General features: G+C 65.6%; 8 protein-coding genes. 3 read left to right on the top strand and 5 right to left on the bottom strand.

Annotated elements, in window-relative coordinates:
* On the top strand, positions 1-147 hold a 147-nt coding region (locus CH339_RS25355; protein ID WP_146610090.1), incomplete at its 5' end, for an integrase core domain-containing protein.
* Between the two features lie 185 nt (positions 148-332).
* On the opposite strand, the gene CH339_RS01480 is transcribed toward CH339_RS25355, so the two are convergent.
* From CH339_RS01480 to CH339_RS01460, 5 genes are all read right to left on the bottom strand, one after another.
* Positions 333-2657, bottom strand: coding sequence for a DUF3604 domain-containing protein (locus tag CH339_RS01480; RefSeq protein WP_111432478.1), 2325 nt, complete (start codon positions 2655-2657; stop codon positions 333-335).
* Between the two features lie 62 nt (positions 2658-2719).
* Positions 2720-3991 carry a TRAP transporter large permease gene (locus CH339_RS01475; protein ID WP_111432477.1) on the bottom strand — a complete coding sequence of 424 codons (1272 nt, stop codon included), beginning with the start codon at positions 3989-3991 and terminating at the stop codon, positions 2720-2722.
* Positions 3992-4301: 310 nt separating this feature from the next.
* Positions 4302-4802, bottom strand: a complete 501-nt coding sequence (locus tag CH339_RS01470) for a TRAP transporter small permease (protein ID WP_111432476.1) — start codon at positions 4800-4802, stop codon at positions 4302-4304.
* Positions 4803-4848: 46 nt separating this feature from the next.
* Positions 4849-5889 carry a TRAP transporter substrate-binding protein gene (locus CH339_RS01465; RefSeq protein WP_111432475.1) on the bottom strand — a complete coding sequence of 347 codons (1041 nt, stop codon included), beginning with the start codon at positions 5887-5889 and terminating at the stop codon, positions 4849-4851.
* Between the two features lie 119 nt (positions 5890-6008).
* A complete protein-coding gene (locus CH339_RS01460; RefSeq protein ID WP_111432474.1) occupies positions 6009-6821 on the bottom strand; it encodes a GntR family transcriptional regulator in 813 nt (270 codons plus the stop codon).
* A gap of 262 nt (positions 6822-7083) precedes the next feature.
* Between CH339_RS01460 and CH339_RS01455 the strand changes: the two genes are divergently transcribed.
* Together CH339_RS01455 and CH339_RS01450 are read left to right on the top strand one after the other, a co-directional pair.
* Positions 7084-9459, top strand: a complete 2376-nt coding sequence (locus tag CH339_RS01455) for a WD40 domain-containing protein (protein WP_111432473.1) — start codon at positions 7084-7086, stop codon at positions 9457-9459.
* A 143-nt stretch (positions 9460-9602) separates the two neighbouring features.
* Positions 9603-10559 carry a TAXI family TRAP transporter solute-binding subunit gene (locus CH339_RS01450; protein WP_111432472.1) on the top strand — a complete coding sequence of 319 codons (957 nt, stop codon included), beginning with the start codon at positions 9603-9605 and terminating at the stop codon, positions 10557-10559.
* Positions 10560-10587: the final 28 nt, after the last annotated feature.

Below are 10587 nucleotides of genomic sequence, written 5' to 3'. Positions count from 1 at the left end.
TTCGACACCCCCGAGCACCTGGCCAACGAGCTCATCGAATATATCATCTACTACAACGAGTTCAGGCCCCACCAGGCAATCGGAAACATCCCGCCAAAGACCTTCGCCGAACAAAAGAAAACCGAACAGCCATCACCGAATTCGTGAACTTGCACAGCAATGACGGATTCCGGTGTAATTTCAATGTCATTGCGAGGAGGCCGACAGGCCGACGCGGCAATCCAGATGCGGGCACGAGAGCCACGCCGGGCTACCGTATCGAGACGGGCATTGGATGCCGGGCCTCCGCTTCGCTCCGCCCGGGATGACGCCGAGAGTGAGTGGCCAAATCCCTACCGATAAATATACATCGGGCTGGTCCAGGCGCGGGTGCCGTCTTCGGTCTCGACGCGGATATAGACCGCGTTGTCGCCCTCGGACTTCAGGGAAACCGGGCGGGTGAAGGCGAAGGAGCGGTGGGGATTGGCGTCCGGCAGGCGGTAGACCTTGAGGAAGCGCGGCAGGACGCCGGAGGCATCGAAGACGGTGTCGTCGAAGCCGATGTCGGCTATGCCCATCTCGAAATTGATGAGCGCGGTTGCCACCGTCAGCATGCCGGCCGTCGCGTCGGATAACATCAGGTCGGCGCCGCCGAAATTGCCGGTGGTCAGCGCTTCCCAGCTTGCGCCGGTGGAGCCGACGAGGTTGACCGTCTTGTCCCGGTTGAAGAAGTTGACCGACGTCGCGCCGAGGACGCTGTTGCCGGAAACGGTGGCGGAACCGTCCCAGATTACCTGCCGGAACCTCCCGCGATATTCCGCCCCTTCCCAGTGGAGCCGGATGCGGGCGCCGAGATCGGCCTCGGTGTACGGGCGGACGGTCTCGACGAGATCGAGGCCGTTGAAGATGTCGACCCGCACGATCGGCGAGTTGGAGTGGACGGAGACGGATATCCCCGCCTCGCCGCCGTCGGGCAGATGGACGATATCCCCCATCATCGCCTCAGTCGCCGGGACCGACTCCGCCGGCCCGAGTTTCGGGTCGTCGTGATAGAGCCTGGCCTCCTTTGTGAAGGACGCCGTGACGTCGATCATCATCCGCCCGCCGAGGCCGCCGGTGGTGCCGTAATGGCGGCGCTTGCGCATGCAGTCGAGCAGCGCCGGGCGGGTGAGCTCCTTCAGATTGAAGCAGGTGAGCCCGCCGATGGCGCCGAACTTGCCGCCACCGGGATAGCTGGCGCCGGGCCGGCCCTTGTGGCCGTCGGAATTGGCGACGACGCCGACCCGGTGGCCGAGCTTCAAGGCGTCTTCCAGGAGCCACTCGAAGGTGCCCCAGGAGGAGTGGATCTCCATCGACTTTTCGAACCGGCCGTCATGGGCATAAGAAATGTCGGCATAGCGGCCGCCGCAATGGGCATAAAGGACGACGTCGAACTCGCCATTGGCCTCGAAGGCTTCGAACAGCTCCCTGGCCGTGTTGCAGTCGGTGTCGAGCGTGCTCTGGTCCTCGATGAGGGCGTGGGAGGAGCGGCGGATGGTCCGGCCCTCGGTGGGGAAATAAACGTTGCGGTCGCCACCGAGGGCGGTGTTGCCCGACCATTCGTATCCGGGCAGCACGACGAAGGAGCCGGCCTCGTCGAACTCGGCCGAGAGGCGGTCCAGTTCGGCCCAGAATTCGTCGGTGATCTGGAAGTCGTTGCCCTGGTGGCCGCAGGCATCGACGAAGGCGCGGTCGCGGGCGAAGGCGAAGTATTCGTAGGCGCTGTTGGTGCCGATGGTCTCTTCCGACTGGCCGTGCATGTCGCCCCAGAAATGGACGAGCTCCCGGTCTTCGACGACCAACGGGTTGGTCCGCATCAGGAGGTTGCCGTCGGCGTCCTTGATGAGGATAGACACCTTGCCCGGCTCCTTGACCGAAAGCCCGTCAACGCTGACGGCGAACTCGCCCTTCGACAGCGTCACGGTCTGCGGCAGGCCGGCGATGTCGCCCTCCGCTTCCAGATGCAGCGTCGCGTCGCACTGGTCGGAGGGATTGCCCCATTTGTCTTCGCCCTTCAGCTTCAGCGAAAACATCTCGCCGGGCCGGCGCAGGGTCGGGATGACGCCGACATAGATTTCCGGCGGGCCCGGCACGACGGAAATGATCGGCTGCACGGGAAGGGTCTGGAAGTTGAAGGTCGCGATCGGGTCGACCAGCACCCGGAATTCCAGCGTCTCCTCGCAGAAGGTCTGCAGCCGCATGCCCGGGCTGCCGCCGTCGGTGACGCCGAAGCGGATGGTGATCGTGTCGCCCTCCTGCAGGAAGCCCTGCACCACCTTGATCCACAGCGTCCGGTCCCAGGGGCGGACATTGTTTTTCGGGTCCCACTTCACCTGCAGGACGGCCTTGTTGGAGGCCTCCACCGTGCAGTAGTTCGGCGCCTTCGGATCGTCGAACTGCGGCCGGCTCTGGTCGGAAGCAAAGCGGAAGCAGACGCGCAGGTTTCCCGAATCGTCGATGCCGAAAAGCCCGGCGGTATAGACGAGCTCGAAGGAGGCGTAGGAGCCGGCGGCGAAGCTGCCGGTCGGCCGGATCTCGGCGGTGCCGAGCTTTTCCGGGGCGATCGCCTCGCGGATCGTGCCGGCGTTCATCTCCTCCCAGGGGCGCCGGGCGCCGGCGATGCGAGAGCTCTCAGACATTCGAAAACCTTCCGTTTCGTGCATTTCGGGGGCACGTTCACCCCATCATTTGACGCGTGGTGCTAGCCGAAGATGCCGACGAGGGCGAGCGAGATCGGCGGCACATATGTGATGATCAGGAGATCGACGATCAGCACCAGGATGAACGGCCAGATCGCCGCGACGATGCGCTCGATGGAGACCTTGGTGATCGCCGAGGCGATGAAGAGGTCGACGCCGAGCGGCGGCGTCACCGTGCCGATGCTGAGGTTCACCGAGACGATGATGCCGAAGAGGATCGGATCGATGCCGAAGCTCATCGCCGCCGGATAGAGGATCGAGGTGAAGATGACGATGGCCGCCGCCGCGTTCATCATGCAGCCGACGATCAACAGGAACACGTTGACCAGCAGCAGATAGAGCACCGGCCCGCCGGCGACCTCGGTCAGCGATTGCGAGATCGTCTGCGGGATCTGGTTGATGGTGATCAGCCAGGCAAAGACGCCGGCCGCGTTCATGATGAACATGACGACGGCGGACGAGATCACCGCCTTGTAGAACGCCCTGGTGAGGCCGGCGAAGGTCAGCTCCCGGCAGGCAAAGCCGACGATAAGGCCGTAGAGCACGGCGACGACGGCGGCCTCGGTCGGCGTGAAGACGCCGCCATAGATGCCGGAGAGGATGATGACCGGCATCAGCAGCGGCCAGAACGCCGCCTTGAAACTCTCCCAGATGCCCGCAGCGCCCTCGAACGGCGTCGGCGCGATGCCGAGCCGCCCGGCAAGGATGCGGTTGAGGATGAGGAGGCTGATGCAGATGAGGATGCCGGGAAGGAGGCCGGCAAGGAACAGATCGGCGATCGAGACGCCGGTGACGACTCCGTAGAGGATGAGAAGGATGCTCGGCGGAATGATCATGCCGGTGACGCCGGCCGCGGCAATGGTCGCCGCCGTATAGGACGGGCGGTAGCCCTTTTCCGCCATCGGCTCGTTCATGACGCCGCCGATGGCGGCAACGGTCGCGGCGTTGGAGCCGGACAGCGCGGCAAAGAAGCTGGAGCCGAGGATGGCGACGGCGCCGAGCCCGCCGGTCAGGTGCCCGACCAGCGCTCCGGCGAAACCGACCAGCCGCCGCGACATGCCGCCGGTCGACATGATCTCGCCGGCAAGGATGAAGAACGGGATGGCGAGCAGCGGGAACGAGTTGTTGGTGGAGAACATCCGCTGGGCGACGATCTCCAGGCTGATGTCGCTCATCACCAGACCGATGACGGCGGACAGCCCGAGCGCCACGGCGATCGGCACGCGCAGCAGCATGAGGAGCACGAGAGAGCCGAACAGCGCGAAGGTGGTCATACCTGGTGCTCCAGGGGGCTGGCCGAATTCGGCCGTTTCTCGGCGCTGACTTCCTTGGAATGACAAACTGATGCCAGAGCATCCGCTTGTTCCGCACGCCAGCTTTGTCCGCCGCCTCGCCCCCTCTCAGGCGTCATTGCCGTGCTTGACACGGCAATCCATGAGGCCTTTCGGAGCGCTGGGCCGGCGCCGTATGGACCACCGGGTCGAGGCCCGGTGGTGACGCAGAGTGGGTGGAACCTGGAGCGCGTGAGCCGCGAATCCGGCGGCAGTTTCGGCCCCCGGCGGCGGAGAACGGTGAGAAAAACCATCACTGCCCCTCCGCCGTCAGGTCGGATGCCGGCACCGTCAACTGACGCGCGAACAGCTCGACCGCATAGACGATGAGGAAGGCCATGCCGACGGGGATGGCGCCGTAGACCCAGGCCATGGAGACTTCGAGCGCCGGCGAGATCTGCGGCACGACGCGCATCGTCAGCTTGACGCCGGCCCAGAAGATGACGGCGAAGAAGATGCCGCTGGCCGCGGTCGCAACGAGCAGGGCGATCCGCTTGGCCAGCGCCGGCAGGTGGGCGACGACAATGCCGATGGCGGCATGCATGTTGCGCCGGAAGGCGACGGCCGAGCCCAGAAAGATCATCCACACGAACAGGTAGCGGATCAGTTCGTCGGGAAAGGCGAGCGAGCTTTCGATGATGAAGCGGAACACCACCGTCGCGATGCCGAGGACGAACATCGCGGCGAAGGAGAGGATGCAGACCGCCGCCAGGACGCGTTCCGAAGCGTCGAGGACTTTCGAGAAGACGTGCATGACTGGTGTCTCCAGAAACCGAACCTGGCGGCGGCTTTTTCTCAGGCTACTTCGCCGCGACGGCGGATTCGATGAGGTCCGCACCGATCTTTTCGCGATATTCGTCCCAGACCGCTTCCATGGCGTCCTGGAAGGCCTTGGCCTGTTGGGGCGTCAGCCGGGTGACGGTCATGCCGCCCTTTTCCATCTCGTCGAGATACTTCTCTTCCACGGCGTTGATTTCCTTGCGCTCCCAGTCCTGGGTCTCAAGGGCGGTCTGCTTGAACAGCGTCTTGACGTCGTCCGGCAGCTCCTTCCACATCTTGTCGTCGGCCAGGAACATGATGCCGGCCCACTGGTGGTGCGACAGGGTGATGTAGTCCTGCACCTTGTCGAAGCCGAAGGCCTTGACGTTGCCGACCGGATTGTCCTGGCCGTCGACGGTGCCCTGCTGCAGGCCGGTGAAGACCTCCGACAGCGCCATCGGCGTCGGATTGGCGCCGAGCGCCTTGAAGGTGGCAACGTTCAGGGGATTGTTCACGACGCGGAACTTGATGCCCTTCATGTCGTCGGGCTTTTCGATCTTGGTCTCGCGCGTGGTGATCGTGCGGAACCCACTCTCATACATGGCGAGCGTGCGGATGCCGGTCTTTTCCAGCATGTCGGCATAGAGCTTCTCGCCGACCGGGCCGTCGGAGACCGCATAGGCGTGTTCCTTGTCGCGGAACAGGAACGGCAGATAGAAGATGTCGAGCGGCGAATAGAAGCTGGCGACATTGGTGGTCGGCACCAGGGCGAAGTCGACGACGCCGATCTGGATGCCTTCCACGAGGTCGCGCGAGGAGCCGATGGTGCTGTTCGGGAACACCTGGACGGTGATCTTGCCGCCGCTCTTTTCCTTGACGATGTCGGCGAATTTCTGGGCGCCGAGGGCGAGCGGATGGGTCTCGTTGTAGGGATGGCCGAATTTCAGCGTCATTTCCGGCATGTCGGCGGCAAGCGCGCCGCCCATCGCAATGCCGGAAAGGGCGGCGGCGGCAACGAGGTGACGGGCCTGTCGGAGGATTCCCCGGGCACGGCCCCTGGTCTCAGGCATGGTCGCATTCATGGATGTGGATCTCCTGTCTGAAGGGTAAATCTCCCGGGGACGCTGGACGCCCGCGGAAAGGCGCTGCGATGGGCTTTGCCGCCCACTCTCCTTGTTGCCGGCGGGCGGGCGCCGCCGTGTCAGGTCACCTCTCTGAAGATCGGCGTCGAAGCCGTCACCGGCACGATCTCGATGACCCGGTCGCTCGGCGGCACGAAGATGCGCTGCCAGGTGATCGGGGTATCGCGGTAGCTGAGGCCGCCGATGGTCCACACCAGCCCGAACTGGCCCGGCGGCACCTTGAGGAGCCTTGTGACCCGCGGCGGCAGCGACTGGCAGGCCATGGTCTGGCGTACGCTCAAGGTCGGCGCGTTGAAGCGTTCGGCCAGCATGTCGCGCAGGGAAACGCCGTCGAGCGTCGTCTTGCCCGTCGACCGGCTGAGGCTCTTCTCCGCCATGCTGTCCAGTTCGGCGAAGCGGTCAGCAGGCAGGTAGACCTCGGAAAAGGCCTCGAATTCGTCGTTGATGGAAACCAGCCGCTGGATGGCGATGTATTCGCCGTCGCCCTGGTTGCCGAAGAAATGGCTCCACGGCCCGCTCTCGCGCGTCCGCTCCACCGAATGGACCCGGAAATAGGCCGGCAGGATCTGGTGCCCGCCCTCGGCCATGAAGCGGAAGTGGCGGAGCTGCTCTTCCTTGGCCCGCGCCCCGGAGACGAAGGTGCCGCGGCCGTGGTGGCGCTCCACGACGCCCATCTGCTGCAGGCTGCGCAGCGCCCGCTGCACGGTGCCGAGGCTGGCGCCCATCTCCTCGGCAAGCTGGTCCTCGGCCGGCAACTGGTCCCCGGGCAGCCAGCGTCCGGCCTCAATGGCCGACAGGATCTCTTCCGATATCTGCCGGTGCTTGGCCTTGGCCGGCTCGGTGACGGGACGCAGCGTGGCTTTTTTTGTCATACGGACAATGTCCTTTTGAGGACTTGATGACCGAAACGCTATGGCCGCCGAAAAAACGAGTCAAGTCCTATAGAGGACTTCGCATCAATTGGCGCGGCGCTAGGCATAGAGCCGAAAAAAGCGGCGGCGTTTGAGAGGCGAATGACCGGGGATTGGGCAGAAGGAAGATAGCCCGGCAGTGCAACTGTGGTGATCCTCGTCACAGCGCCACCGGAATCCCGGCTTAGTGTTATCCTCCGGACATCTTTTCGGAGGGATCGCCATGGCCGGTTTGTCGAAAGGCAGGGTGCGCATCGCCCGGGTCGGCGCGGCAGCGCTCGCCATCGCCCTGCTCGCGGTGCCGCCGGCCTTTGGCGAAGAGCCGGCAGCCCCCGACGGCACCGCATCCGGCGCTGTCGCCGAACCGGTCGCCCAGCCGCAAGACATGTCGGAGGGCGTCCTTGCCGGCCTCTCCGCGCAGTATCTCGGTTGGCTGAAAGACGTTTCCTGGTCGCCGGACGGGACCCGCTTCGCCACCGTCGGCAGCGGCACCGTCGCCCATATCTGGGACGCCGAAACCCACCGGCTGCTGACCGTGCTGAAGGGTCACCAGCGCGAGATCGCCCGGTTTGCCTGGTCGCCCGACGGCGCCCGCGTCGCCACCGTCGCCGACTCCGAATCCCTGCGTCTCTGGGACGCCGCGACCGGACGCCAGCTTCGAAAGATCGACCTCGGCCCGACCCTGTCGACGCCCATCGCCTGGCGGCCCGGCAGCGCGACCCTTGCCGTCGCCGTGCCCGGCGGCGTCGCGCTCCTCGATGTGACCGACAATTCCGTCAGCGGGTTCAGGGGCGATTTTTCCACCGCCGACGCCCTCGCCTGGTCGCCGGACGGCACGCTGCTGGCGGCATCGACGTCGAGCTATGGCGTCGAGCCCACCGGCCACGACATCCGCATCTTCTCCGTCGCCGAAGACCGCCGCGTCGCCACCCTGACCGGCCAGGAGGGCGGAACCATCGCGCTCGCCTGGGCACCGGGCGGCAAGATGCTCGCAAGCGGCTCGCGCGACGAAACGGTCCGCATCTGGGATATCGCCGCAACAACGTCGCTGCTGGAAATCCCCTCCTACGACCGCGACGCCGCCAACGGGCTGAGCTGGTCGCCGGACGGGACGGGCATCGCCGTCGTCGGCAACGAGACCGAGGCCGCGATCTGGAACGTCGCGGCAAAAAAGGAAATCTTCCGTCTCACCCCGCCCGAACGCGACACCAGGGTCACCGGCGTCGCCTGGTCGCCGGGCGGCGCCACCGTCGCGATCGGCGACGACAACGGCAGGCTTCACCTGTGGAGCAAGGCCGAAGGCCGGGTGACCGCAACGCTGGAAGGACACAGCGAAGCTATCGCCGCGCTCGCCTGGGCTCCCGACGGAACGCGCCTCCTCGCCGGGTCGCTCGATGAGAGCGCGCGCATCTGGCGCGCCGACACGAAGGAGATGACCGCTGTCATCAAGAGTAAAACCCGACCGGTCGACAAGGTGGCCTGGTCGCCGACATCACACCTTGCCGCCATCGCCCTTGAGGGCGGCCGGATCGTGCTCTGGGACACCGGTACGGGTCGCCTGACGCACATCCTCGACGGCCACAAGGGCGACATCAGGGCGCTCGCCTTCTCGCCCGACGGCACGCGGCTCGCCAGCAGCGACGAGGAGGAGGTCAACCTCCTCTGGGACGTCGCCTCGGACAAGACAATCGCAACGCTGACCGGCCACACCAACGACATCCTGTCGATCTCCTGGTCGCCGGACGGGGCGCGGCTGGCGACCGGCTCCTACGACGCCACCGCCCGCATCTGGGACGGCAGGACCGGCGCTGCGCTCGCCGTCCTGGACGGCCATGGTGACAACATTCACAAGGTCGACTTCTCGCCCGACGGGACGCGCATCGCCACCGCCTGCAACGACGGCATCGTCCGTATCTTCGATGCCGCAACCGGCAAAGAACTCGCCCGCCACCACGACCACGAGGACAATGTCGGCAACGTCGCCTGGTCGCCGGATGGAGCGCTTCTCGCCAGCGCCTCCTATGACGATACGGTCCGCCTCTTCGATCCCGCCACCGGCGAGGTCAAGAAGGCGATCTGCTGCTCCGTCGACCTTGCCATGCGGCTCGCCTGGTCGCCCGATGGCAGCCGGCTCGCCTCGACAGCAAACGCCTATGTGGTCGTCTGGGACCGCAAGACCGGCGACACCGCACGCATGGAGAACCGGTTCTCCCACTATCCGGGCTTCCTGAAATGGTCGCCCGACGGCGCGTTCGTCGCCGGCGGATCGGAATTCGCGCCGACGATGGTCTTCGGCATCAAATACGGTTGGCGCCTGCGCGGCTTCAACGACGCCGGCCGCATCTTCCCGGACCTCGACTGGCACAGGGACGGCCACGCCGTCATCACCGGCGACCGCAGCGGCCTCATCGAGACCTGGAGCCCCGCGGGCGAGCCGCAAAAGGTGCTCATCGTCGGTAATGATGGAACCTGGGTCTCCTGCGACTGGACCACGTCCACGTGCCTGCGCGCCGACGACGGCACGCTTCTGCAGATCGCCGGGCCCGATGGCGTCAAGGCCGTGCCGCTGCCCCGGTCGCCCGAACCTTCCGCCGAATAAGACAGGCCGCGTACCGCCCCGGCTTCCAACGATGGACGAAACCAACTAGATTGCGCTGCCATCATGCAGCGGTCGCGCCGCGAGGCACCGCGATCCGCCTGCCAACGCCCAAGAGCTACGACACCAGAGGGAGGACCGTCCCCATGAAGCTTTTCAAACACGCGCTAGTCGCCGGCATCTGCGCCGTTGCGCTCGCCGGCGCAGCCAATGCCGAGACCCGCGTCACCTACAAGTCCGCCAAGACCTCGTCGTCCTACTACCAGATGGGCGTGCAGATCGCCGAGGCGGTCAAGGCCGGCACGAACGGCGACATCATCGTCACCGTGGAGGAGAGCCAGGGCTCGGTCCAGAACGTCATGGAAGCGGCCGTGCGCTCCGGCAACTACGTCTTCACGACGCCGCCGGCGCTGGTCGAGCTCGCCCATAGCGGCAAGGCCATGTTCGAGGGCAAGGACAACCCGAAATTCGACGAGATCCGCGCCCTCTTCCCGATCCCGTCGCTGACCATGCATTTCGTCATGCGCGCCGACACCGGCGCCAAGACCATCTCCGACCTCGCCGGCAAGAGCATCCTCCTCGGCAAGGGCTCGTTCGGCGCCCGCGAAGGCGCCAAATACCTGAAGATCTTCGACCTTGAGGACAAGGTCGCGCTGGCCAGCGTCGAACTCAACGCCGCCGTCGCGGCCCTGAAGAACAAGCAGATCGACGGCTTCGTCACCGCCGGCTCCTACCCGGCCCCGAACGTCATCGAAGCCGCCGCCAGCACCGGCGTCACCCTGATCTCCATGACCGACGACGAGGTCGGCCGCACCAAGCGCACCAAGCTCGTCATCCCGGCCGGCACCTATGCCGGCGTCGACACCGACACGGTCACCACCTCGCTGCCGGTGATCGCCTACACCACCACCGACATGGACGACGCCACCGCCTATGAGCTGACCAAGACCTATTGGGAAGAGAAGGCGAAAATGGGCGACGCCAATCCGTGGTGGAACGGCGTCGACGGCGAGATGGTCGCCAACATCTACGGCAAGATCCATCCGGGCGCCCTGAAATACTACGACGAGGCCGGCATCGCCGTGCCCGACCGCGCCCGCTGATCCGGCCGGCCATCCGCGCCCGCCCGAC

Source organism: Rhodobium orientis, from assembly GCF_003258835.1.
Lineage (GTDB): Bacteria > Pseudomonadota > Alphaproteobacteria > Rhizobiales > Rhodobiaceae > Rhodobium > Rhodobium orientis.
Note: the sequence above shows the minus strand (reverse complement) of the source record. Positions and strands in the feature narration are given on the sequence as shown.

Excerpts from the sequence above, each read along its gene's own strand:
- CH339_RS01480 (WP_111432478.1), bottom strand. The coding sequence starts at position 2,657 with ATGTCTGAGAGCTCTCGCATCGCCGGCGCCCGGCGCCCCTGGGAGGAG.
- CH339_RS01475 (WP_111432477.1), bottom strand. The coding sequence starts at position 3,991 with ATGACCACCTTCGCGCTGTTCGGCTCTCTCGTGCTCCTCATGCTGCTG.
- CH339_RS01470 (WP_111432476.1), bottom strand. The coding sequence starts at position 4,802 with ATGCACGTCTTCTCGAAAGTCCTCGACGCTTCGGAACGCGTCCTGGCG.
- CH339_RS01465 (WP_111432475.1), bottom strand. The coding sequence starts at position 5,889 with ATGAATGCGACCATGCCTGAGACCAGGGGCCGTGCCCGGGGAATCCTC.
- CH339_RS01460 (WP_111432474.1), bottom strand. The coding sequence starts at position 6,821 with ATGACAAAAAAAGCCACGCTGCGTCCCGTCACCGAGCCGGCCAAGGCC.
- CH339_RS01455 (WP_111432473.1), top strand. The coding sequence starts at position 7,084 with ATGGCCGGTTTGTCGAAAGGCAGGGTGCGCATCGCCCGGGTCGGCGCG.
- CH339_RS01450 (WP_111432472.1), top strand. The coding sequence starts at position 9,603 with ATGAAGCTTTTCAAACACGCGCTAGTCGCCGGCATCTGCGCCGTTGCG.